The organism is Achromobacter sp. 10T422, assembly GCF_056394065.1.
Map to the genome: position 1 here is coordinate 431,813 of NZ_JBFTHD010000004.1, position 23,968 is coordinate 455,780.

The following is a 23,968-nucleotide window of genomic DNA, read 5'->3' on the forward strand; positions in this document are numbered from 1 at the left end:
GCTCAATGTCCGCCAGCCAGGCGCACGCCGGCTTGGCCGTCGACCTGGTGCACGAATGCATCGGGCAGGCCGATGTAATAGACGTGGGGGTCGGTTTTCATTTCGGGCTTGAGGACTTTGATGTCGGCCTTGTGTTCGACGAGCAGTTTGGAGATGGCGCTGTCGGGGTCGTTCATGTCGCCGATGACGCGCGCGCCGCCGACGCAGCTTTCGACGCAAGCGGGCAGCAGACCGGCTTCCAGGCGATGTTCACAGAAGGTGCATTTGTCGGCGGTCTGGGTGTCGTGGTTGATGAAGCGGGCGTCGTAGGGACAGGCTTGGACGCAGTAGGCGCAGCCGACGCAGCGTTCGTTGTCGACGAGCACGATGCCGTCTTCGCGCTGGAAGGTGGCTTGTACGGGGCAGACGGGAACGCACGGGGGGTTGTCGCAGTGGTTGCAAAGGCGCGGCAACATGACCATGGCACAGGGGCCGCCGTCGTCGGGGGTGACTTCGTATTGCAGAACGGTGGTGCGGAATTGGCCGATGGGGGGCAGGTTTTCTAGCGAACAGCTGACGGTGCATGACTGGCAGCCGATGCATTTGCGCATGTCGACGACCATGCCGTAGCGCTTGCCGGGGATGCCGGGGCGGCGTGGGGGTTGGCCGTTCAGGCCGGTGGCTTCGGCGTGGATGGGGATGATGGTGGCGGCGGCGCTTAAGCCCAGAAGGCCTTTAAGGAAGCCGCGTTTGCTGGAGGGGGGGTGGTCGGGTGCGGGAGGCATGGGGTTTGAGGTGTTCGTGACGGGTAGCTATTAGTTGTTATGAACTTATCACTCCTGGTTATATAGGGAGTTGATATGGGTCAATTGGGGACGGAGATATTGGGGGTGTTGTTTTTGGGGGCTGGGGATTGCTAGCGGGGGGCTGGCTGGTGGCTTGACGCGGTTACTGCTTGATGGGGGGGGTGTCTGCCGGGCTAATTGCTGGCCGGGATGCTTGCTTGCCAGCGCTGCTTGCCTGCCGGGGCTGGTGTTCTTGGGCCGCCGGGAGTCCCGTGGGCGGGGCGGGCGCGGCCAACGATGACGGTCCGGCCCGCCGGGGCCGGACTGCCCCGTCCTCATCCTCGTCGCCTTCGGCTTCCTTCGGATTCCGTCGGGCGTCACCGAACGGCCGCGCCCGCCCCGCCCACGGGACACCCGGCTGCGTCAGTGCTGAGCCACCGCCGCTGGGGCGAGCGGGGTGCTTGGCGTTTTGGCCAGGGGCGGAGGCTGCGGGAAGATCGTGCAGGGTCGCCAAAGACGGCCGCCCTGCGCGGCCTTTTTTGGCTTGGGGGGGTGCCTGCTGAACGGATGGGCTTTTTTGGGGGGCCTTGCTGGACGGATGGGCTTTGGGGAGCGGGCTGCGGGATGCCGATGCCGGTGCCGATGCCGGTGCCGATGCCGGTGCCGATGCCGGTGCCGGTGCTGGTGCTGGTGCTGGTGCTGGTGCCGGGGTGCTTGCCTAGATTTTCAGCGCTCTGCTCCAGGCTGCCAGTTTCTTATCGAATGAGGCGGCGGCGTGGGCGGGGCTGGTGGACGGCAGGTCTTGGTAGTCCAGGGTGGCCGTCAGGGTGGGCATCACGTGGCGGCGGAAGAGTGTTGCGGCTTTGGCGCCGTTGAAGCAGATGCGGGTGATGGCCGGGTGCGCTTGCAGGAAGGCGGCGAAGTCGTTGGGGATCAGGGTGTCGTGGCGGATGTCTGCATCCAGACTGCCGGGGCGCTCGCAGGTTTGCAGGACGTCCCATAGGGCGACGCCGGCGGCTTGCAGGGCTTGCAGGCGCTGGGGGTAGTCTGCGGTGGCGTCAAAGCCCAGGACCTGGGCGGCGATGGGCCAGAACGCGTTGCGGGGGTGGGCGTAGTAGCGGGCTTGCTTCAGTGACGCCACGCCGGGCATGGAGCCCAGGACAAGCACTCGCGCGTCGGGGGTGGCGACGGGGGCAAAGCCGGTGACAGGTTCGATGCGCCCGGCGGGCGCGGGGTCCACGCGTTGTTTCATGCCGGGAAGGATACGTCAGGCGGAAATTTGCCGCATCACACCAGGGTTTGCCGCGTCACACCAGGATTTGCCGCATCACGCCAGGGTTTGCCACAGCAGGTAGAGCTTGCCGGCTAGCAGGCCGGAGGCGATGCCGACGGCGGCCAGGGACAGAAAAGTGGCGACGGAGCGGAAGCGAAAGGGAGTGGTAGACGTCATGGGATCGGAAGGCAATTGGAGCGTGGGCGGTAGGTGGGATGCCGGCGCTGCCGGCGGCATGGGTGAACTCTACGGTTGCCCAACCGATTGAAATATCGGACTTTTCCTAAAAAACAGGCTGTCATCCATCTGGCCGATGCCATAAAGTTGTAGATGTGAACTGATAGTCATCGTCCGATTCATGGAACAGTCCTTATCACTTTCCGGGTCTACCGAAACGAGCGTTCCGCCCTTATCTTTATTGCTATGTCGAACGGCTCCGATGGGGCCGCGCAATAGGAGTTGAAACATGAAGAAGATCCTCGGCCTGCATGCAGCCCCTCGCCCCCATTGGGTGGGCGACGGCTTTCCCGTGCGCTCGATGTTCTCTTACAACGACAAGGGCAAGAACGTGAGCCCGTTTCTGCTGTTGGATTACGCCGGCCCCGCAAAGTTCGAGCCGGCCGACCATCCGCGCGGCGTCGGTCAGCATCCGCATCGCGGCTTTGAGACCGTGACGATTGTCTACAGCGGCGAAGTGGAACACCGCGATTCCACCGGCAACGGCGGCGTGATTGGTCCGGGCGATGTGCAATGGATGACGGCAGCGTCGGGCATTCTGCACGAGGAGTTCCATTCGCACGCTTTCACGCGCACGGGTGGTGAGCTTGAGATGGTGCAGTTGTGGGTGAACCTGCCGGCCAAGGACAAGTCGGCGGCGGCGGGTTACCAGAGCATCCTCAATGCGGATATTCCGGTGGCGGAATTGCCGGATGGCGCGGGCAGCGTGCGGGTGATTGCGGGTAGTTTCGCGGGTCATGCCGGGCCGGCGCATACGTTCACGCCGATTGACGTGTGGGACGTGCGCTTGAATGCGGGCAAGTCGGCGGCGTTTCCCATTCCCGCGGGCCGCAACAGCATGCTGGTGATGCTGCGCGGCACGGTGTTGGTCAATGGGGAAACGGTGGCGCGTGATGCGCAGCTGGCGCTGTTCTCGCAAGATGGGGAAAGCATCACGGTCGAAGCGAACAACGACGCCGTGTTCCTCATCTTGAGCGGCGAGCCAATTGATGAGCCTGTGGTGGGGTACGGCCCGTTTGTGATGAACACGCAGGCGGAAATCGTTGAAGCCATCCAGGACTTCAACGCCGGACGCTACGGCCAGATGCACTGACCTGCCGGCATTGTTGCCATCGTCAGAAAACCGCAGATGCCCTCCGCGGTTTTCTGCATTTTGCGGACAGCGTACGCAAAAAGCGGACAGGCTCCCGGGCTGCGGGACGGGTTTTCCACCAGTCACCCGGGACCGGCACCGCTTTACTATCAGAGCCTTCAAGGCCCGTGAGACCCCGCAAGGACGCCCCCGCCATGCTCAACCCGACATCGTCCGCCTCCAGCACGACCTGGCCGCCCGCCGGCCCCCGGATCGAGTCGGTGCTGGGCTTGCCGGCGCAGCAGTTGTTTGCGTCGGGCGATCTGGACGAAGCGCGTTCCATGGTTGGCCGCGTGATGCGGCCGCATCATTTGGGGGTGGTGGGCGCGGCGCAGCGGCTGGACGCGCGCATGCATCATCTGCCGCTGGGCGAGGTCTCGCTGAACCGCCTGCGCTACGGGGCGCAGGTTGAGATTCGGCCCGGGCCGTTGGAAGATTTCTTTCTGGTGCAGATGCCGTTGACGGGTTCCGCCTGTATCCGCAGCGGCCCGCAACAAGTGGATTCCACATCGGAGCTGGCTTCCGTGGTCAGCCCTGACGACGATCTGGCCATGTGCTGGAGCGGCGACAACGATCAGTTCATGCTGCGCGTGGGGCGTTCGTTGCTGGAGCGCACACTGGTGGGCCAGCTGGGCGGTACGCTGGATCGGCCGCTGCGTTTTCAGCTGGGGTTCCGCTGGCGCGATTGTCCGGCATGGCGATGCCTGATGACGTATTTGCTGGACTGTTCTTCGCAGCACGCGGACCTGGCCACGCACAAGCTGATCGTGCATCAGATGGAGCAACTGGTGGCCGCCACCCTGCTGTCGGCCCATCCCCACAATTACACGGGCGTGCCGCCTGGCCGTCGCGGCGCGGTGCTGCCGCGCCATGTGCGCAGCGTGCAAGACTACCTGCAAGCGCACGCGCATGAGCCAGTCAGCGCCGAGCATCTTGCGCGCATCGCGGGCGTCAGCGTGCGCAGCCTGTATGCGGGGTTCAAGGAATTCCTGGACGTGAGCCCCATGCATTATCTGCGTGACCTGCGCATGGAACGCGCGCGCGCCGAGCTGCTGTCTGGCGAAAGCCAGAACATCGCCAGCGTGGCGCTGCGCTGGGGGTTTGCGCACATGGGGCGGTTCAGCGCCGGCTACAAGGCACGCTATGGCGAAAGCCCAAGCGAGAGCTTGCGGCGGCTGGGCGAATAAGACCGCCCTGCTCACTCCGCCCTATCGGAACGCAGCGCGATGGAGCACCGCCCTATCGGAACCCGGCGCGATGGAGCGCCGCGCTATCGGAACGCCGCCCAGGCCAGGCTCAACGAAAAAAGACCCAGCACCACAGAGGCCCCACGCTGCACTTGCGCCGGGCTGATCCACTTGATTTTTTGGTTGCCCAGCGACGCGCCGAACGCCACCCACATCAGTCCGATCGGCACCAGCAGCGCCGCGAATATCGCCATGAAGACCAGGTACGTGGACAAGTTCAAAAAGGCCGCAGGCGGGAAGATGGCGCTGGCAAACAGGATGCCTTTGGGATTCAGCAGCGTCGCCACAAACAGCGTCCGCATGCCGATCATTTGTTGCGCGGCCGATGGCACCGTTTGCGCCGCGCGCCACATGCGGATGGACAGATAGGCGATGTACACGCTGGCCGCCACGCGCACCACCGCCGGCAGCCACGGGAACGCCTGCGCCGCCTGTTCCAGAAAGCGGCCCCAGACCGTGATGGCGATCAGGTAGCCGGCCAGTTCTGCGCCGGTCAAGCGTGCTGACCGCAGGAAGCCTTGGCGCAACCCGGCCGCGGCCAACAAGGTATTGGTGGGGCCGGGCATCGCCAGAATGACGGCGACCCCTGCCAGGAACAATCCAAGCGTCGAAGCGGAGACCATGAAACCAAGGCAGACAGCTGAAGAGGCCCGTCTTGTATCACGCGGGCGCGGCGGCGGGCAAACCCTGGCCGCGCGCCGATCAGAACGGAATCGCCAGCTTCACGTACAGCTGCGACCCTTCGGGCCGGTTCTTCACCTTGAATTCCTGCTGCCACTTGGCGGTGAACAGCCAGCCCTTGTCGTTCAGGTATCGCACCGCCGGCCCGACACCAAACGCGCGGGCGCGGCCGGCGGCGCTGTTCGGCCCGCTGTCGTCCGTTACCTGCTGGAAGGCGTGGCCGCCCACGCCCAGCACCCAGCCCTTGCCCACGCCCCAACCCAGCGCGTAGTCGGCGTGAATGGCCTGGCCGGAACGGGTGTTGGTGGCCGAGTTCGTGAAGTTGAAGTCGTACATCAGCTTGAGGTCGGCGTTAAAACCATCGGGGCTGATGCGGCTCAACGCGAACACGGGCTGCGCCGTCCAGTAGTTCTTGCCCAGGCTGGAGGGGTCGTTGCGGTTGTACTCGCCGGTGGGCGCGTACATGTCCAGCCCAACCACGTAGTGCAGCGACGGCGACACGTGATAGCCCAGCGCCACGCCCAGCGTCATGTCGCCCAGGCCCGTGCTGCGGTAGCGTTCGCCGGCCGCCTTGAAGGTTACGTCCAGCAAGGGCGCGATGGCGTGAAAGGCCAGTTGCCCGCCCAGCACCTGCTGCTCGGTCACCCAGATCAACCGCGGCGCCAGCACGTTGACGTCGACCTTGAAGCCCGGCACCGGCACACGTTGGCCATCGTTGCCGCGCAGCGTGTCGTAGCGCGCTCCGCCGCCATAGACCAGCATGTGCACGCCGGGCGGCGGCAGCGCGCCCGACATGAAGTTTTCCAGGCCATCGGGGTAGATGCCCAACCCGCCCCCTTCGGTGGCCGACGCCGCCGCGCTAGCCAGCGCCAATGCCACGGCACAAGCCAGCCGCCGGGGTTCAAAGTGTGTGCTCATGTTCCGCTCCTGCCCGCACGGGGCGCCAGATGTTGCGCGACGAGATAGCCGGAGCCGCCGCCCAGGCCGGGGCCGGGATGGGTAGAAGCGCCGATATGAAAGAGGTTGCGCAGCGGCGTGCGATGCCCGCGCGCGCCGTGGCTGCCGGCAAAGGGCCGCAGCCAGAAGAACTGGTCGGGCGAGCACACCCCTGAATACGGATCGCCGCCAACCAGATTGACGTTCATGCCTTCAAGGTCGGCGGGTGAATAGCTGCGGCGGCCCACGATGCGGCCGGCAAGGCCCGGCATCACGCCTTCCAGACGCGCTTGCACGCGGTCGGCAACGGCTTCGCGCAGCGCATCGGTCCAGCGGCCGTCCGCCGGCACGTGGATCTGGCCCGCCGCGTCGCCTTTGACGCGCACCGGCAGCTCTTGCATCTGCACCCACAAGATCCACCCCCCGTCCGGCGCGCGCGAGGGGTCCACGGCAACGGGCTGGCCGATGGCCAAGGTGGGCCGCGCGGGCAACAGGCCGTTGTTGGCCTCGGTGACCGACAGGCAGACCTGCTCCATGCTTTCCGTCAGATGCACGAGCGGCACGTGGCGCAGTTCCGGCGTCAGCCAATCAGGCGGCGCATTCAGCGCGAAGTGAATCTGCATGCCGCCCCGGCCGTAGCGATACGCGGCGGCGCGCTGGCGCACGGGCGCGGGCGCATCCGGCAGCAGCTGTTCATACAACTGGCCCGGCGTCACGTTGCACACCACGGCGTCGGACGCGGCGTACTCACGGCCGTTCGCCACCACGCCCACCGCGCGGCGCTTGCGGCCATCGCCACGCGTCAGAATGCGTTCGACCGTCGTGCCGGTCAGCAACTGGCCGCCATGCTGTTCGATCACCTTGGCCAGCGCGGCGACGATGCCGCTGCCTCCGCCCTTCACCACCGGCATGCCGCCCGCCACCACGGCCGCAAACGTCAGCTTGCCGATCAGCGCGGACGCGGCGTCATCCGGACCCAGGCCCGTGTGCAACACCCACGGCGCGATCAGGGCGCGCACGGCGTCGGACTGCAATGCGCGTTCGGCCCAGCGGCGAAACGGCTCCATTGAATCCGCGGCAAACGCGGCCAAGCCGTCTGCACCGCGCTTGCGCCATTCTTTGAACAACAGCTTCACCATGCCGGCGCCGTAGGGGTTCTGCCCCAACAGGCCGAAGGTCAGCGCGGCGTCTTCGCCAAACAGACGCTGCGCCATGTGCGCAAAGGCCGTGCCGTCGCCCGGCGCCCAGGCGTCCAGCCGGCGCGCGGTGTCTTCGATGTCTTGCCTGAGCGCCAGGCCGGAACCGTCGGGCAGCACGAGGCCCGTCGTGTAATCGCCCTGCATGAATTCCAAACCGGCCGCATGCAGCGCGGGTTTCAAAGCCGCGTAGGCGGGGCTCCCCACAAACAGCGGATACCAGCAAGACAGCACGTCGTGCCGATAACCGGGGAAAAGTTCTTCGGTACGAATGCAGCCGCCCAGCCGGTCGTTGCGTTCCAGCACCAGCACGGATTTGCCGCGCTGCGCCAACAGCGCCGCGCACACCAATGAATTCATGCCACTGCCGACGATGATGATCTGCGCCGCTGACGGGGTCGCCATGACTTGCTCCAACTTGAAGTGGGGGGGGCTGCTAGGCGGCGGTCAGCGCGGTGAAGCGCCCGGCGTGGAACACCAGCGGTGCTGCCACGGCGCTGACCGCGCTGGCCACGCGCAGCACGCGGCCAAACAGCAGCAGATGGTCGCCCGCCGGGCTTTGCTGATCGTTGGCGCAGACCAAGGTGGCGACGGCCCCGGCGATGGCAGGCACGCCTTCGGGCACTTCATGCAGTGGTGTGCCGTCGAATTTGTCCGGCACGGCGGAACTCGCAAACCGCATCGCCAGCGCTTCCTGCCCGCAGGCCAACACGCTGATGGTGAAGTGGCGGCAATCCCGAAACGCCGCCAGGTTTGGCGAATGGTTCACCAGGCTCCACAACACCAGCGGCGGGTCCAGCGATAGCGAGGCAAAGGAATTGATGGTCAGCCCGACATTGCGCCCGTCCGGGCAACGCGTGGCCACAATGGCCACGCCCGTCGGGTAGCTGCCCAGCACGCCACGCAGGACCTTGGGATGCAGGTCCGTGCTGCCCCAGTCCAGCGGGGCCGTCATGCGGCCGCCCGCGCTGCCCGGGCTGCATTCGAGGCGATGAACGCGTCGCAGGCGACATCGTCGCGCCACCACGGGAAAAATGCGGGCGGATGGTTGAAGCCGTTGGCGATGGCGCCGGCCAGCGCGGGCGAGTCCTCAGCCGCCTTCAGCAACTTCAACAGATGCGGCGCGGGCGGCATCAGCATCGAGTTGGTCCATTCCACAACTGCTTCGCCGTATTCCCAGAAGCGTTCGAACGTGCGCTGCATCCAGTCCGCGGTGAACGCGCCGTCGCCGTGCGCCACAATCGCATCCAGGTAAACGGCGCACGCCTTGGTGGCGTTGTTCGACCCCTGCCCCGTGATCGGGTCGTTGGTGACCACCGCGTCGCCCAGCCCGAACACGAGCCGGCCCGACGGCAAGGTCATCACCGGCTTGCGCACGGTGGGCGCGAAGCTGCCGGCAAGAATGCCATTGGCGTCGGTCAGTTCCACCGCGCCGCAGCGTTCGGCTTCCCACGGCAGATAGGTGCGCAGAATGTTCAGGCTTTGCGCCAGATGTTCCTGCGGTGACTTGATGTCGCGCCAGCAGTCCATCGGACCGCCGGGAATGCCTTCGAACACCATGATTTCGCAGGGGCCGCTAGTGGTCAGCGCGGGGAACACGAAGTATTCGCCCACGCCCGGAATCAGGTTGAACGCCACGCGGGAATAGTCCGGCGCGGGGCGCATGCCGCTGACATACGTCAGCGCCAGCGCGCGTTGCGGCCGGTCAAAGCGCGAGCGCTGCGCATCGCGTTCGAACAGTTTGACGACGTCGCCCTTGCCTGCGGCCAGCAGCACAAGGTCATGTGACGCCGCCAGCAGTTCCAGCTCGGCCACGCCCCCGTCCTGGATCAGCAGCTTGCCGCCGCGCGCTTCAAACAATTCCATCCACGCCGGCATCTTGATGCGCTGGTCCACGGCTTGCGCCGGCTTGTCCAGCCGCGCCACCCAGTCGATCACCTTCTGGCCCGATTGTTCGGGATGCGGCACGGCCAGGCCGATGCCGTCGACGGTGGGGCAATCGGCCTCCCACAGGTTCAGGCCCAGGTCACGCTCCACCTGCAACGACGCATCAAACATGCACTGGCTGGACATCACTTTGCCGTTGCGGATGTTGTCGGGGTCGCGGTTGGTGACGACCGTCACCGCGTATCCCTTGTCCAGCAGGCCCAACGCCAGGGGCAGTCCGGCCTGCCCGCCGCCCACGATTGCGATTCGACGCATCATTACTCTCCTTTGGATTGCTGGCTCCGCCGCTGCGCGCGCGGGCCGGTAGTGGCAAGGCGGCGCGCTTACTCGGCCAGACGCGGGATGGCGGGACGCGCCTGCTCCGGGCCCATGGCGGAATAGCCGCCGTCCACCGCGTAGTCGGCGCCGGTCACGAAACTGGCATGGTCGGACAGCAAAAACGCCACGACTTCGGCCACTTCCGCCGGGTCGCCCGCGCGGCCCAGCAGGTGGTAGTCGGCGGCAACGCGGTCGGTCTTGGCGCGGTCGCCTTGGGTCAGCTCGTCCATCACGCGCGACCATGTCCAACCCGGCGACACGGAATTCACGCGGATGCGGTCGGCGGCGTAATCCATCGCCAGGCTGCGGGTCACTTGCAGCAGCGCGGCCTTGGATACGGGATAAAGCCATCGGCCCGTCTGCGCCACGCGCGACGAGATGCTGGTGAAGTTGACGATGGCGCCGCCGCCTGCGGCGACCAGATGCGGGTGGACCGCACGCGCCGCCATCACGGCGCTGACCACGTTGATGTCCAACGCGCGCAACCAGTCGGCGCGGCCGGATGCAGCGCCGTCGTCCAGATAGGTGGCGGCCAGGTTGACCAGATAATCGATGCGCCCGAAGTGGGCAGCCACATCCGCCACGCCGCGCGCCAGTTGTGCGTCGTCGGTGATGTCCACCGGCCAGAAGCGCGTGCCTGCCTTGCCGGCCGCGGCCACGCGTTCGCCGGTCTTATCTGCCGCGGCCACGCGTTCGCCGTTGGCGGCGTCGATATCGAAGAGCGCCACGCGCACGCCCTTGGCGCGCAACGCGTGAACGACGCCCGCGCCGATCAGCGTGGCGCCGCCCGTCACAATGGCGACTTTGTTTTCCAGACCTTTCATCGCATCACCTCATCGCAGTGCTGATTGGATGAGGTGAATACTGGCGGCGTGGGCCGTGGCCGCGGTAGCCAGATCCGGCGGCGGCTATCCGCAGACTGCGGCTATTCGATGAAAGTCTGATCTATGTCGACGGACCTGGCCGAAATTCGCGGCGCCTGTCCGATTCCTGCAAGCGCGCGGCGCCGCCCTACCCCACCCGCCGCCACACACTGGCCAGCCAAGGCTGCTGCTCACGCGGCAAGCCATCCGGCCGGTAATAGTGTTCCAGCTCTTCAAAGCCCGCGTTTGTCATCAACGCGCGCCAGCCTTCCAGGTCGTGATACGCGCCATAGCGCCCGCGATTCCACCCTTCCTGGTTGCCACCGCGCGGGTTGGAGCTGAACAGCACGCCGCCCGGCCGCAACGCCGTCCACAATTCGCGCAGCACACGCGGCAGTTCCTGGCCCGGCACATGGAACAGCACCGCGTTGGCGTAGATGCCGTCAAAGCGCTCGGCGGGCAGCGCCAGTTGCAGGAAGTCCTGCTGCCAAACCTCGCAGCCGCTGGCCGCGCGCGCCATATCGACGAAACTGGGCGTGCCGTCCAGCCCCACCGGCCGGTGCCCCAAGGCGGCAAAGGTCTTGAGATCGCGGCCGGGGCCGCAGCCCAGGTCCAGGATGTCGTAGGGTGGTGCGCCCGGGATATGCCGAAGCAAGGCCGCGATGTTCTGGCTGACGTCGTGGTCGCGCGTGCCCGCTTCAAACGACACCGCGTTCTCTTCGTAATGCGCCAAGGTCAATGAGGAGATCTTGGCCAGGTCTTCCGGATCGAGTTTCATGAACGCATTGTGCCTTGTGATCTGCGGCGGGGTGGTGCGATCCGCCCAGCGGAAAAGAAAAAGCCCGCGCGCCGATGGGGCGCGCGGGCAGATCAGAGTGCGGTTCAGCTAACCGGCACCGGCTAAACGCTCAGCTGCACATTCAGCACACCGGTCAAAGCCTGGCAGATCAGGCCGCCAGGCGTCCTTCGATCTTCGTCTTGGTGGACGGCAGGTCTTCAGGCAAGCCCGCCGCCAGTTGGGTGAACAGCTCGTCGTGCAGCGCCAGCTCGTCGCGCCACGCGCCCGCATCCACCGACATGACTTGCTCAAACTTGTCGGGCGTGAATTCCAGCCCGGTCCAGTCGATGTCCTGGTAGCTGGGCGACACGCCAAACACCTGGTCCACACCCTTGGACTGGCCGTCGATGCGGCCCAGCATCCAGCGCAGCACGCGCATGTTTTCACCAAAGCCCGGCCACACGAACTTGCCATCCGGGCCCTTGCGGAACCAGTTGACGCAGTAGATGCGCGGCAAGGTGGCGCCGGTGGCTTCCAGTTGCTTGCCCAGCTTCAGCCAGTGGTTGAAGTAGTCGCTCATGTTGTAGCCGCAGAACGGCAGCATGGCGAACGGGTCGCGGCGCACCACGCCTTGCTGCCCGGCGGCGGCGGCGGTGGTTTCCGAGCCCATGGTGGCGGCCATGTAGACGCCTTCGACCCAGTTGCGCGCTTCGGTCACCAGCGGCACGGTGGTGGAGCGGCGGCCGCCGAAGATGAACGCGTCGATGACGACGCCCTTCGGGTTTTCCCATTCGGGGTCGATGGACGGGCATTGCGCGGCGGGCGCCGTGAAGCGCGCGTTCGGGTGCGCGGCCTTGCGGCCGGTTTCGCGCGCGATGGCGGGCGTCCAGTCCTGGCCTTGCCAGTCGATCAGGTGCGCGGGCGGCGTGTCGGTCATGCCTTCCCACCAGACGTCGCCGTCATCGGTCAGCGCCACGTTGGTGAAGATGACGTTGGCCTTCAAGGTGGCCATGGCGTTGAAGTTGGTCTGCTCGCTGGTGCCCGGGGCCACGCCGAAATAGCCGGCTTCCGGGTTGATGGCGTGCAGGCGGCCGTCGGGGCCAGGTTTGATCCAGGCGATGTCATCGCCAATGGTCGTGACCTTCCAGCCGTCCATGCCTTGCGGCGGAATCAGCATGGCGAAGTTGGTCTTGCCGCAGGCGGACGGGAACGCCGCCGCCACGTGGTACTTGCGGCCCTTGGGCGAAGTCACGCCCAAAATCAGCATGTGTTCGGCCAGCCAGCCCTGGTCGCGGCCCATGGTGGACGCGATGCGCAGCGCGAAGCACTTCTTGCCCAGCAGCGCGTTGCCGCCGTAGCCGGAACCAAAGCTCCAGATTTCGCGGCTCTTGGGGAAATGCACGATGTACTTGGTGGGGTTGCACGGCCAGGCCACGTCGGCTTCGCCGTCGGCCAGGGGCTTGCCCACGGAATGCACGCAAGGCACGAAGTCGCCATCGGCGCCCAGCACGTCATACACCTGCTTGCCCATGCGCGTCATGATGCGCATGTTGACGGCCACGTACGGGCTGTCAGACAGTTCAACGCCAATGTGGGCGATGTCGGAGCCCAGCGGGCCCATCGAGAACGGCACGACGTACAGCGTGCGGCCGCGCATGGCGCCGTCGAACAGGCCGTTCAAGGTGTCGCGCATCTCGGCCGGGTCGGCCCAGTTGTTCGTGGGGCCGGCGTCTTCCGGGCGGTCGGAACAGATGAAGGTGCGGTCTTCCACGCGCGCCACGTCGGACGGGTCCGAGCACGCCAGGAAAGAATTGGGCCGCTTGGCGGGGTTGAGCCGGCGCATGGTGCCGGCTTGGACCATCTGTTCGCACAGGCGGTCATATTCTTCTTGCGAGCCGTCGCACCACACGACGCGATCCGGCTTGGCCAGTGCAACAAAACTGGCTACCCAGTCGACCAGGCCGCGATGCTTGACGTAGGCTGGCACGTTCAACGCGGCCAAACCCCCATCCAATGGCTTATTCATTGGGGCTATCTCCATGCTTTGACTAATGGTGATACGGCCCCAATTGTGTGGGGCCGTATGCAATTTGCGCCATCATACTTGCAGCGCTGGGCAACCCGTCAACCCATCCACATGGACGAGATTGTCACGGGTTGAGACGGCTCAAGCATAGGTGCCGTCACGCAGCTCCCTGCGGATGATCTTGCCGGTGGCGGTGGTTGGCAAACTGGTTACAAACCGGATGGCGCGCGGGTACTCGTGGGCGGCCAGCCGGGTGCGGACATGCGCCTGCAAGGCTTTGACGAGGTCGTCATTGCCCTCGACGCCCTCATTCAGCACCACATAGGCCATGACGATTTCGGTGCGCTGCGCATCCGGCACGCCCACCACCGCCGCCATGCGCACGGCGGGGTGCCCGATCAGGCAGTCTTCGATGGGGGCCGGGCCGATGCGGTAGCCCGCGCTGGTGATGACGTCGTCGTTGCGGCCCACGAAACGGATGAAGCCCTGGGCGTCGCGCACGCCCAAGTCGCCTGTCAGCAAGACGTCGCCCACGAATTTTTCGGCGGTGGCCTCGGGGTTGTTCCAGTAGCCCAGGAACATGACCGGGTCCGGCCGCAGTACGCCGATGTTGCCCTCTTGTCCATCGGCCACTTCAACGCCTTGGTCATCCACAATAACCACCCGATGGCCCGGCGCGGCGCGGCCGACTGACCCGATTTCCGGGTCAAACAGCGACGAGCACGACGACACCAACATATTGCATTCGGTCTGGCCGTAGAACTCGTTGATGTTCACGCCCAGCACGCGGCGGCCCCAGTCGATAAGTTCAGCGCCCAGCGATTCCCCGCCGCTTGCCACCGAGCGCAGCGCCAGCGGCCCCGCGCCTTCCGGGTAAGCCKACCCGCGCATCATCTTCAGCGCGGTGGGCGGCAGGAAGGTGTGCGTCACGCCGTGGCGCGCCATCAGCTCCAGGGCAGACGTGCCGTCAAACTTTTCGAAGCGGCGCGCCAGCACCGGCACGCCGTGGTGCCAGGCGGGCAGCAACACATCCAGCAGCCCGCCAATCCAGGCCCAGTCGGCCGGCGTCCACATCAGGGCGGCGTTCTCGGGGAAAAATTCGTGCGACATCTCCACGCCCGGCAGATGGCCCAGCAACACGCGATGCGCGTGCAGCGCGCCCTTGGGCTTGCCGGTGGTGCCGGATGTGTAGATGATCACGGCCGGGTCGTCGGCCGCCGTCTGCACCGGGGTGTAGTCGGGGGACTCGGCGGCCAGCGCCGGGTGAAACGGCACGGCCTCGCCGTCGCCGTCACCATCAATGCAATAGATGACTTTCAAATCCGGCAGGCTCGCGCGAATCTCGCGCAGCTTGCGGCAACCTTCGGTGTCCGTCACCAGCGCGGCCGCGCCGCTATTGGCCAGCCGGTACTGAATGGCGTCCACGCCAAACAGCGTAAAGAGCGGCACCGCCACCGCGCCCATCTTGTAGACGGCGATATGGGTCATGGCCGTTTCAGGCGCCTGCGGCAAATACACCGCCACGCGGTCGCCGCGCCGCACGCCGTGGCGGGCCAGGCTGTGCGCCAGGCGGTTGGACTGTTCCTTGATGTCGTCAAACGAGTAGCGCGTTTGCGCGCCGTCGCTCTTTTCGAAGATCAGGGCCAGGCGGCCGCTGCCGTCGGCCCATTTGTCGCAGGCGTCGACGCCGATGTTGAACGCCGCCGGCACCTGCCATTGGAATTCGGACACAAGCTGCTTATAAGATCCGGCTCGGGACAGCATGATTTTGTCTCTGATGTTGTTATGGATTCATCCAGGGGCTTGCTCTACAGGCTTGACCCTGGCTCAATAATAAGCTCCGCCTACCCGCCCCACCGCCGTCCGCATGGAAAAAACCCCCGCCGTACCGATACGCCGCCCGCCTGCCAGCGCCAAGTCCGAGCAGCGGATACGCGACATCCTGCACATGGCCCGCCAGGTCTTTTCCGAGGCCGGCTTCCAGGCCGCCACGACGACCGACATCGCCCAGCGGCTGGGCGTGTCCGAAGCCACCATCTTTACGTACTTCGGCGGCAAGCGTGAACTGTGCGTGCGGGTGATCAGCGATTGGTATGACGAAATCATCGCCAAGGTGGAAGACAGCCTGCCCCATGTGCAGGGCGCGCGCGCGCAATTGCACTATCTGGTGCATGCGCATTTGCGGCATCTGCTGGCCGAAGGGCCCGGGCTGTGCGCGTTCATTTTGTCCGAGGGGCGCGCGCGCAACGATGATTTCGGCGAGGTCTACGCCGGGCTGCAACGCCGCTACACCGCGCCGCTGATGCGAATTCTGGCGCAGGGCCAGGCGGACGGCGACATTCGGCGCGACATGCCGCTGCGCTTGCTGCGGTCCACCGTGTATGGCCCGATGGAGCATGTGCTGTGGGACGCCATTCTGCGCGGCGCGCGCGTGGACGTGGCCGCCACCGCCGACCAGTTGGTCGGCTTTCTGTGGCAGGCCTTGCAGCCGCCGCGCCAGGACACGCTGGCGCTGGCCCGGTTCCGCGGCGAAGTGCGCGACGCGCTGCATCGGCTTCAGGCGTCCGAAGCGTCGGACGAATCAGACGAACCCGGCGCGGGTTCTGCAAACAAGGACGGCGCCACGTACTGAGGAAAGCCGTTGTAGACCTCGCCGCGTTCGGCGGGCTGCAACGTCCACGAATGGCGCGCGTTGGGCACCCCGCCGTCCACCCGGATGACGCTGCCGTTGATGAAGGCCGCCGCGGGCGACAGCAGGAACACCACCGCCGCCGCCAGCTCGGCCTCGGTGCCGAAGCGCTGTAGCGGCACCTTCGTTTTCAGCTCGCGCAGCACCGCGCGGTAGTGGTCGTCGTAGCTGTCCATGCCGCTTGACGCGATCCAGCCCGGCGCCACCGCGTTGACCCGCACCCCGGCATGCGCCCATTCGCAGGCGGCGGTTTCGGTCAGGTTCCACACCCCGGCGCGCGCCGCCCCCGAATGCCCCATGCCGGGCATGCCGCCCCAGATGTCGGCCAACATGTTGACGATGGCCCCGCCGTGCTGGCGCATGTGCTGCGTGTAGACCTCGCGCGCCATCAGGAACGTGCCGTGCAGATTGTTCTGCACCACGGCATTCCAGCCGTTGAAACTGATGCGGTCCAGCGGCGCGGGAAACTGCCCGCCCGCGCAATTGAACAGCCCGTCGATGGCGCCATGGCGGGTCAGCACGTCAGACACCGTGGCGCGCACGCCAGCTTCATCGCGGATATCGCAGGCGTGCAGGCTGATGCGCTCGGCGGCTTCCGGGTAGATGCGCGCAAGCTCAGCGGCCCCCGCATCCAGCTTGTCCTGCTTGCGGCCCACCAGCGCCAGGCGGGCGCCAAGCGCCGCAAGCTCATGCGCGGTGCAGCGCCCCAACCCGCTGCCGCCACCCGTCACGACAACCGTCTTGCCGTCGAACAAACCGGGCCGAAAAACCGACGCGTATCGTGAATCCGCGCCGGCATTGGCGTGGGAATCAGTGCGCGTACCGGCAGCTTGGCCGTCGGAAAGTGGATTCATGTCTCGCTCCGTTATTTTTTTGAGGATAACTCAATATTTTTATCGAAGTCATCCTGAATGGCCCGATTTACGGCTGGAATCATCAGCTTTATCATCCAACGTAATTGAGCCAAATTCAAAATATCCGGAGGTTCCGCATGACTGTGACCACCCCGCTGTCTGGCCCGCTGGACATCACCCACGACGGCGCCATCGTCCGCCTGACGCTAAACCGCCCCGACATGCGCAACGCATTCGACGAAACGCTGATCGCCGCGCTGACCACCGCAGTCAAGCAGGCGGGCGAAGACCCCCGCGTGCGCGTGCTGCTGCTGACGGGCGCGGGCAAGGCGTTCTGCGCCGGCGGCGACTTGAACTGGATGCGCAAGATGGCCACCTACTCCGACGCCGACAACCGTGCCGACGCCGCCCGGCTGGCCGACATGCTGCACACCATTTGGTCATGCCCCAAACCCGTCGTCGCCTGCGTGAACGGCGACGCCTACGCGGGCGGCATGGGCTTGCTGTCGGCCTGCGACATCGCGGTGGCGGCAGACAGCGCGCACTTCTGCTTGTCCGAAACCCGGCTGGGCCTGCTGCCCGCCACGATCAGCCCGTATGTGATCCGCGCCATGGGCGAGCGCGCGGCCAATCGATACTTCCTGACGGCCGAGCGTTTCGACGCCGCCACCGCGCTGCGCCTGGGCCTGCTGCACGAGGTAGTTCCGGCCGAACAATTGCACGACACCGCCAACGCCATCTGCCGCACGTTATGCGCCAACGGCCCCGACGCCGTGCAGGCCAGCAAACGGCTGGTGCGAGACTTCGCCGGGCAACCCGTCAACGCCGCGCTCATCAACGACACGGTCGAACGCATCGCGGCTTGCCGCAGCACGGATGAGGCCCGCGAAGGCGTCGCGGCGTTCCTGGAAAAGCGCGAGCCGTCGTGGCGGGTGGAGTCCGGAACTCATTCAATCTGAAGGGTCCTGTTCTGGTTGCCTGCCGATTTCGGCAGCGTCAGAACAAGCACGCCGTTTTCGCAGACGGCCTTGGCGCCGGTTAGGTCGATATCCATCCGGGGACTCTGAGGGCCGGTCACTGAACATCAGCGGTGGCTGGGGCCCGAGAAACCGCGATTTTTGTGCTGCACAAAGGCCGTTAAAATGCGCGGACGCACAGTTTGCGGGCCAACAATGGCTCTTAAGTTCCACGCGAACATAGGTCCGAAAAATGGCACGACATACGCAAGATCCACCGGCTGCTGGCGCCCACCAGCCGGCACCGGCTCACCTGGCGGAAATGCTTGATAGCCTTAGCGACGGATTCATGTCGATAGACAAGTCCTGGCGCTTTACGTACCTCAACAACACCGCCGAGCGATATTTGCAGCAGGAGCGACAAAACCTCCTCGGACGCGAAATCTGGCAGTGTTACCCGGACTTGGTGAACTCCGGCTACTACCGGATCTACCGGCACACAGCGGCCACAGGACGTCCCGGCTGCCACACTGGCTATTACGCCCCGCTCCGCACTTGGTTTGAAGCGCGCTCATTTCGCCACGATGAGGGTATTACGGTGCTTTTTCGCGACGTCACGCGCGAACACGAGCACGCTGCCCAACTGGAGTTTGAAGCGAGTCACGATTATCTGACGGGGTTGGCGAATCGACGCAGTTGCATGGAAGCCCTGTCTCGTGCCGTCGCTGGCGCCGCCTTGCCAAGCACGCCGAATGACGTCTCTGTCGCGGTGCTGTTTATCGACTTGGACCATCTGAAGGAAGTCAACGACGCGTTCGGCCATGCTGCCGGTGACGCACTGCTGCGTAATTTCTCGGTAAGGCTTACCGCAAGTCTCGGACCTGTTTTTTTTGCTGCGCGCGTAGGCGGCGACGAGTTTGTTCTACTGTTGCGCAACACCACGAAAAGCGCGGCAGAAGCGTGCGCCTTTGCGGTGCTCAACGCGCTTGCCATGCCGTTCGAAATAGGCGGTCGAGCGATATCTTTGTCTGCCAGCGTTGGTATCGCGCTGATGGGAGAAGACCCCGAAACCGCCGAGACGTTGCTGAGTCAGGCCGATACGGCCATGTACGCGGCCAAGTCGGCTGGCGGGCTTCAAGTACGCACGTATGACGTGATACTGGACCGGGGCGTGCGCAACCGGGTCGCGTTGCGCTCCGATCTGCGTGCGGCATTTGCGCAGAACCAGTTCGAGCTTCATTTCCAGGCCCAGATATCTCTCGCGGACGCCACCCTGATCGGCGCCKAGGCGCTTCTTCGCTGGCGTCATCCCGAACGGGGCTTGCTGACACCTGACGCATTCTTGGCGCTGCTGCTTGAGTCCCCCTACGAGGGCGTACTTGTCGATTGGCTGCTCAATGCGGTTTGCCTGCATATCGCCGCATGGCAACAGATGGGCGTCAACGTACCGCGAATCAGCCTGAATCTACCGGCTCGGCAACTACTCGATATGGGGCTGGCAGATCGCATTCACCATGCCGTCCGGAAACACGGCATCTCTGCCGCCATGCTCGATGTGGAAATCACGGAAGACTGCCTGGTCAGCGATATCGAAATGGCGACTTCTGTTCTCGCCACGCTGAAACAAGCCGGGCTCTCCACGTCGCTCGACGACTTCGGTGCGGGATACTCCAGTTTGAGCTATCTGGTCCGGCTGCCTGTGGACACGCTCAAGATCGACAAATCCTTTGTCCGCGGGCTGGCGGCGTCAGAGAAGGCCTCGGCGGTAATTCGAGGCATCGTCGGTCTTGCTCGTTCGCTGGGCATGAAAACAATCGCCGAAGGGGTCGAGCACCAACATCAGGCCGATGAGTTAAAGGACGCGGGCTGCGACGCCATCCAGGGTTATCTGGTCAGCCGGCCGCTTAGCTCAGACGCCTTTGTGGAGTTTGTGCGACGTGCGTAACGGCACAGAACGGCGTTGACGCGGTCACGCCGTCGCAGCGCCAGCCTGTGCCGGCGCGTCATGGATTGCGGGTCAGCTCGATAACGAAGTCAAGAAACGCCCTGGTCTTTGCCGGCATGTGATGCCGCGACGGGTAGTAGGCGTAAAAGGGATATCGCTCGTCGGTCCATTCGGGAAACAGATTAACCAAGCGACCCTCGACAATCAGATGCTCGGCGCCCAGGACAAGCATCTGCGCAATCCCTGAGCCGGCCAGGCATGCATTGAGAAGCGCGCTGGGATCGTTGACCGTGAGGCGGCCTCGGGTGTCGACCAAGATGCGTTTTCGCCTGCGGTGGAACTCCCAGGGGAACGGCTTGCCCGTCTCCGGATTACGGAATTCAAGGCATCGGTGGTTGCCGCGTTCAAGCTCTTCCGGTTTAGCTGGTCGCCCCCAACGCGCGATGTACGACGGCGCGGCGACCGTCACAATGCCGCTATCCAGCAGTTTCCGCGCGACCAGGGTGGATGACTTGGGCTCGCCGAACCGTAGCGCAAGATCGAAGCCGTCCATGACGAGGTCACCCAGACTGTCTCGCGCGATGAACTCGATTTCGAGCTCAGGGTGCGCATCCATGAACGCATTGAGCCGCTGCCCAAGAATGATCCGGTAGAACACGGGGTCCAGATTGACTCTCAGCTTTCCGCGCACCGCCGACGCGCCACCTGCCGCGGCCGCGGCTGCTTCCTCCAGCCCTGCAAGATGAGGCATGACCTGTTCGTAAAACCGGCGGCCTTCTTCTGTCAGGGAGACGGAGCGCGTCGTCCGGTTAAAGAGCCGGATCTTCAATTTCTCTTCCAGCCGCGCAATCGCCCGACTGACGCCTGGCGGCGACATTCCCAGCACTTCCGAAGCGGCGGCAAACGTCCCTGCATCGACTACCGCTGCGAACACACCAATGCCGCCGGACAGCTTCTCGCTACTGTATTTCATGGTCGCGCTCGTAGGACGGATGAGGGATAACAAGTGATCGGCTACAGGTCAGCACAGCATCCTCGCCCCGGACGGCCATGCTGAATACCGATTTCAATCATGCCTAATTAGTGATTCTGTGTCACTTATCTAGTGCCATCCCTGTCATTTTGTTTTGATTGGCATTTCCGCAGAATGCCCCTCACCGACGCTTCGTCGATGACCGGCGCCTTTGCGGCGCCACGTTATTTATCCATGTAAGGAGAGTGGCAATGTTTGCAATTACGGGGATCACAGGCAAAGTCGGCGGCGCAGTCGCCCGCCAGCTTCTCGCAGCCGGTCAACCGGTGCGTGCGGTGTTGCGCGACACAACACGAGCGGGTCCGTGGGCCGCGCTAGGCTGTGAAATCGCGATGGCTCGCATGGAAGACGCTGCGTCGCTCACCGCTGCGTTCGAAGGCGCAAAAGGTGTTTTCATCCTGCCTCCTTCCGAGTTCGATCCCGAGCCAGGATTTCCCGAGGCGCAGGCGGTGATCGATGCCGTGTCAACGGCGATTGCAAAGGCACGGCCCGAAAAAGTGGTTTGCCTGTCGACGATCGGAGCCCACGCGCCAGAAAGCAATCTGCTCACTCAGCGCACCTTGATGGAGCAGGCGTTGCGCAAGATGCCCATGCCGGTGACCTTCCTGCGGCCGGGCTGGTTTATGGATAACGCCGCATGGGACGTCGCGTCCGCACGTGACGATGGCGTTATCGCCAGTTACCTGCTGCCGCTCGACAAGCCCGTACCCATGGTCGCTACCGCAGACGTCGGGCGCGTTGCAGCCGAACTTCTCCAGCAGACCTGGGCCGGCGTACGCGTGTTCGAACTCGAAGGCCCGCGCCGGGTGTCGCCCAACGATCTCGCGTCGGCTTTTGCTCGCGTGCTCGCTCGCCCCGTCCGCGCCGAGCGTGTCGACAGGCAGACCTGGGAAGCGCTGTTCCGATCGCAGGGCATGAAGTATCCGCTGCCCCGGATGCGCATGCTGGATGGATTCAATGAAGGTTGGATCGATTTCGAAGGACGCCCGGATGAAATCACCCACGGCGATGTCGAGCTTGAAACGGTTCTGGCCGAGCTTGTGTCACGTCGGGTCTGAACGACGCTACGTGGCACATTGATGACTGCTTACGGCCAAATGCGGACATCGAAACCGATGCTTTCGTTGGAGCAGTGAACGTGCGCGTCTGCCCGCCGCTGCTTGAGCAATCAGATGTTGATGACACGAGCCAACCGGACACCCCAGTCCTCGTCCGGATTGGTTGTGCCGTCGCCAAGGCGCTCCTGCATCACGGCAACGGCGAGGTCTCGGCGCTTGGGTAACCTATTTCGTTCCGCGGCATCCAATGCGGCGCGCATCTCGGCGTAGGAGAGATCGGTGCAGTAGGCTGGCGCCCCAGGTTGCTGCCGCCAGGAGTCCGCAAGAGAGCCTGCGTCGAAAGCGTCCAAACCGGTCTCGTCGACCAGCGACATGGCGACCTCGCGATCGCTCTCCCGGTCCGCAGCCACAGGGATGGCGATGCGGTCGGGCGCTCCTGCCGGCTTATCCTTCTTGGCCAGGGAAGCCGAGCCAATCGCATTCCATGCCTTGGCGATGGGGCGGCCGAGCTGCTCGACGACCCACAGGCTCTCGACCTGTCCGCCGTCGATCGCCTCGATCTTCTCGTCGCGGAAGGGGTAGTAGTTGGAGGTATCGATCACCACTGTCTCGTCTGGAAGACGCGCGACCAACGAAGCGATGCCCGGAAGGCGGCCGAGCGGGATGGACAAAATCACCGCATCCACATCGACAAGCGCTTCTTCGGTCTTTACCGCCCGCGCTCCAAACGACAAAATCTCTGGATCAATCGTCTCGGGGCCGCGTGCGTTCGCAACTTTCACCTCGTGCCCCACCTGGCTCAAGCGCGTGACCAGCGTCTTACCGATATTTCCGGTTCCCAAAATGCCAATCTTCATAAATTGCCTCGTCGTGAATGGTTGATTCAAAGTCAGAATAGGGCTCAACACCGTTGATTGACCGCCTGGACGGAGAATCGGCGCTTTCATGCCGCTCGCTTCAGTAGTTCATACTGGGTCAACGTCAAAGCGCTGGTATCAACGACCTCTCACTCCAGCGTCAGAACGATCTTCCCGAACTGGCTGTTTGATTCGAGGTAGCGATAGGCGTCCACGGCATCTTCGAACTTGAAGGTGCGAGCAATCTGGGCGTTGAAGTGACCAGCACTCATCCCCTGAGTGATGAAGGCCTTGGCGCGCGCCAGCTTGCTGTCGTCGCTCGTGACTTCGATGAACTCGTACCCCCGGATGGTGGTGTGTTTGCCGAGAATGTGCATGACCGGTATCGGCGTCGCGTCATGGCTCAATGCGCCGTAGATGAAGACAATGGCGTCTTTGCAAGTGGCCTTGATGATGTGCTCGAAATCAGGACCCGTGACCGGGTCGAACACGACGCGAGCGCCTTGCCCGTCGGTGATCCTGAGGATCTCGCGCTCGATGTCATCCGCACCGGTCTGCAGGATATAAGTGAAGCCGGCGCTCTTCAGCTCTTCGAGTTTCTCCCCCTTACGGGTGATCGCGATTGGAGTGGCGCCCACATGATGAGCAATCTGCATGGCGGCGAGGCCGACGCTACTCGAGGCAGCGCCCAGCACGACGAAGTCACCGGCACCGAGGTTCGCGATGTCGATCAGTGCCCCCCAGACTGTGGTGAAGGGCATCCAGGTTGCTGCCGCCTTCTCCCAGCTTACCCCGGCCGGAAGCTTCACGACCGCGCGGGCCGGGGCGATCGCCAGATCCGCAAACACAGCGTACTCGTCGAACATGAAGGCCGGGATGACCGCGACCGGATCGCCGATTGCAAACCCGTCAACGTCTGGGCCGACCGCGTCGATCGTGCCAGCGGCCTCATAGCCGAAGCTTGCGGGAAATTTTGGCTCGATCACGTATCGCCCGGTACGGTACATGCTGTCAGCGCGGTTGAGACCGAGCGCGTGAACCCGGATCCGGACTTCACCGCTCTTGGGCTCAGATGTTGGGACTTCGTCAATTCGGAGAACTTCAGGTCCACCGGTTTCGTGAAAGCGAATTGCGCGTGCCATGAGGATACCTTTCTATAGGGCGCCCGGTGCGGACGC

Annotated in this window: 22 protein-coding genes; 6 read left to right on the plus strand and 16 right to left on the minus strand. The window is 64.5% G+C overall.

Going from position 1 to position 23,968, the window contains the following annotated elements:
• Nucleotides 1-2 precede the first annotated feature (2 nt).
• From dsrO to AC1DB0_RS12530, 3 genes are all read right to left on the minus strand, one after another.
• On the minus strand, nucleotides 3-764 hold the full coding sequence (dsrO, locus tag AC1DB0_RS12520) for a sulfate reduction electron transfer complex DsrMKJOP subunit DsrO (protein WP_054426297.1): 762 nt from the start codon (nucleotides 762-764) through the stop codon (nucleotides 3-5).
• A gap of 718 nt (nucleotides 765-1,482) precedes the next feature.
• Entirely contained in the window at nucleotides 1,483-2,016 is a 534-nt protein-coding gene (locus tag AC1DB0_RS12525; RefSeq protein WP_346553111.1) for a DNA-deoxyinosine glycosylase, read from the minus strand.
• 75 nt (nucleotides 2,017-2,091) lie between these two features.
• Nucleotides 2,092-2,214: a hypothetical protein gene (locus tag AC1DB0_RS12530; RefSeq protein ID WP_276325561.1), complete on the minus strand. Its 123-nt coding sequence runs from the start codon at nucleotides 2,212-2,214 to the stop codon at nucleotides 2,092-2,094.
• Between the two features lie 289 nt (nucleotides 2,215-2,503).
• Between AC1DB0_RS12530 and AC1DB0_RS12535 the strand changes: the two genes are divergently transcribed.
• Both AC1DB0_RS12535 and AC1DB0_RS12540 read left to right on the plus strand, forming a co-directional pair.
• Nucleotides 2,504-3,367, plus strand: a complete 864-nt coding sequence (locus AC1DB0_RS12535) for a pirin family protein (RefSeq protein WP_054426301.1) — start codon at nucleotides 2,504-2,506, stop codon at nucleotides 3,365-3,367.
• A gap of 194 nt (nucleotides 3,368-3,561) precedes the next feature.
• Nucleotides 3,562-4,593, plus strand: coding sequence for an AraC family transcriptional regulator (locus AC1DB0_RS12540; RefSeq protein WP_476756974.1), 1,032 nt, complete (start codon nucleotides 3,562-3,564; stop codon nucleotides 4,591-4,593).
• 83 nt (nucleotides 4,594-4,676) lie between these two features.
• On the opposite strand, the gene AC1DB0_RS12545 is transcribed toward AC1DB0_RS12540, so the two are convergent.
• The 9 genes from AC1DB0_RS12545 to AC1DB0_RS12585 all read right to left on the minus strand — a co-directional run bounded on the left by AC1DB0_RS12545 (nucleotide 4,677) and on the right by AC1DB0_RS12585 (nucleotide 15,162).
• Nucleotides 4,677-5,276 (minus strand): LysE family translocator, encoded by a 600-nt coding sequence (locus tag AC1DB0_RS12545; RefSeq protein ID WP_447577472.1) that lies wholly within the window; start codon nucleotides 5,274-5,276, stop codon nucleotides 4,677-4,679.
• Between the two features lie 79 nt (nucleotides 5,277-5,355).
• Nucleotides 5,356-6,252 (minus strand): SphA family protein, encoded by an 897-nt coding sequence (locus AC1DB0_RS12550; RefSeq protein WP_346553117.1) that lies wholly within the window; start codon nucleotides 6,250-6,252, stop codon nucleotides 5,356-5,358.
• Nucleotides 6,249-7,871 (minus strand): phytoene desaturase family protein, encoded by a 1,623-nt coding sequence (locus AC1DB0_RS12555; protein ID WP_476756975.1) that lies wholly within the window; start codon nucleotides 7,869-7,871, stop codon nucleotides 6,249-6,251. Before AC1DB0_RS12555 ends, AC1DB0_RS12550 begins: the two co-directional genes overlap by 4 nt.
• Before the next feature lie 31 nt (nucleotides 7,872-7,902).
• A complete protein-coding gene (locus AC1DB0_RS12560; protein WP_476756976.1) occupies nucleotides 7,903-8,421 on the minus strand; it encodes a flavin reductase family protein in 519 nt (172 codons plus the stop codon).
• Nucleotides 8,418-9,668 (minus strand): styrene monooxygenase/indole monooxygenase family protein, encoded by a 1,251-nt coding sequence (locus AC1DB0_RS12565; protein WP_476756977.1) that lies wholly within the window; start codon nucleotides 9,666-9,668, stop codon nucleotides 8,418-8,420. Before AC1DB0_RS12565 ends, AC1DB0_RS12560 begins: the two co-directional genes overlap by 4 nt.
• A 68-nt stretch (nucleotides 9,669-9,736) precedes the next feature.
• Nucleotides 9,737-10,555 carry an SDR family oxidoreductase gene (locus AC1DB0_RS12570; protein ID WP_476756978.1) on the minus strand — a complete coding sequence of 273 codons (819 nt, stop codon included), beginning with the start codon at nucleotides 10,553-10,555 and terminating at the stop codon, nucleotides 9,737-9,739.
• A 187-nt stretch (nucleotides 10,556-10,742) separates the two neighbouring features.
• Nucleotides 10,743-11,372 carry a class I SAM-dependent DNA methyltransferase gene (locus AC1DB0_RS12575; RefSeq protein ID WP_342067346.1) on the minus strand — a complete coding sequence of 210 codons (630 nt, stop codon included), beginning with the start codon at nucleotides 11,370-11,372 and terminating at the stop codon, nucleotides 10,743-10,745.
• 169 nt (nucleotides 11,373-11,541) lie between these two features.
• On the minus strand, nucleotides 11,542-13,398 hold the full coding sequence (locus AC1DB0_RS12580) for a phosphoenolpyruvate carboxykinase (GTP) (RefSeq protein WP_054426312.1): 1,857 nt from the start codon (nucleotides 13,396-13,398) through the stop codon (nucleotides 11,542-11,544).
• A gap of 141 nt (nucleotides 13,399-13,539) precedes the next feature.
• Nucleotides 13,540-15,162, minus strand: coding sequence for an acyl-CoA synthetase (locus AC1DB0_RS12585; RefSeq protein WP_476758677.1), 1,623 nt, complete (start codon nucleotides 15,160-15,162; stop codon nucleotides 13,540-13,542).
• Nucleotides 15,163-15,265: 103 nt separating this feature from the next.
• Between AC1DB0_RS12585 and AC1DB0_RS12590 the strand changes: the two genes are divergently transcribed.
• Nucleotides 15,266-16,030 carry a TetR/AcrR family transcriptional regulator gene (locus AC1DB0_RS12590; protein WP_054426314.1) on the plus strand — a complete coding sequence of 255 codons (765 nt, stop codon included), beginning with the start codon at nucleotides 15,266-15,268 and terminating at the stop codon, nucleotides 16,028-16,030.
• Here the strand turns inward: AC1DB0_RS12590 and AC1DB0_RS12595 are convergent.
• On the minus strand, nucleotides 15,955-16,941 hold the full coding sequence (locus AC1DB0_RS12595; RefSeq protein ID WP_476756980.1) for an SDR family oxidoreductase: 987 nt from the start codon (nucleotides 16,939-16,941) through the stop codon (nucleotides 15,955-15,957). The two genes, AC1DB0_RS12590 and AC1DB0_RS12595, sit on opposite strands and share 76 nt — an antisense overlap.
• Before the next feature lie 137 nt (nucleotides 16,942-17,078).
• On the opposite strand from AC1DB0_RS12595, the gene AC1DB0_RS12600 reads away from it, so the two are divergent.
• On the plus strand, nucleotides 17,079-17,900 hold the full coding sequence (locus AC1DB0_RS12600; protein ID WP_476756981.1) for an enoyl-CoA hydratase/isomerase family protein: 822 nt from the start codon (nucleotides 17,079-17,081) through the stop codon (nucleotides 17,898-17,900).
• 319 nt (nucleotides 17,901-18,219) lie between these two features.
• Nucleotides 18,220-19,842, plus strand: coding sequence for a putative bifunctional diguanylate cyclase/phosphodiesterase (locus AC1DB0_RS12605; RefSeq protein ID WP_476758687.1), 1,623 nt, complete (start codon nucleotides 18,220-18,222; stop codon nucleotides 19,840-19,842).
• Between the two features lie 58 nt (nucleotides 19,843-19,900).
• On the opposite strand, the gene AC1DB0_RS12610 is transcribed toward AC1DB0_RS12605, so the two are convergent.
• A complete protein-coding gene (locus AC1DB0_RS12610) occupies nucleotides 19,901-20,815 on the minus strand; it encodes a LysR family transcriptional regulator (RefSeq protein ID WP_476756983.1) in 915 nt (304 codons plus the stop codon).
• 251 nt (nucleotides 20,816-21,066) lie between these two features.
• Here AC1DB0_RS12610 and AC1DB0_RS12615 point away from each other — a divergent pair, with 251 nt between their 5' ends.
• Nucleotides 21,067-21,933 (plus strand): NmrA family NAD(P)-binding protein, encoded by an 867-nt coding sequence (locus AC1DB0_RS12615; protein WP_476756984.1) that lies wholly within the window; start codon nucleotides 21,067-21,069, stop codon nucleotides 21,931-21,933.
• 110 nt (nucleotides 21,934-22,043) lie between these two features.
• Here AC1DB0_RS12615 and AC1DB0_RS12620 read toward each other — a convergent pair whose 3' ends face one another.
• Nucleotides 22,044-22,790, minus strand: coding sequence for an NADPH-dependent F420 reductase (locus tag AC1DB0_RS12620; RefSeq protein WP_476756985.1), 747 nt, complete (start codon nucleotides 22,788-22,790; stop codon nucleotides 22,044-22,046).
• A 149-nt stretch (nucleotides 22,791-22,939) separates the two neighbouring features.
• Complete coding sequence (locus AC1DB0_RS12625) at nucleotides 22,940-23,932, minus strand: zinc-dependent alcohol dehydrogenase family protein (protein WP_476756986.1); 993 nt, start codon at nucleotides 23,930-23,932, stop codon at nucleotides 22,940-22,942.
• Nucleotides 23,933-23,968 lie beyond the last annotated feature (36 nt).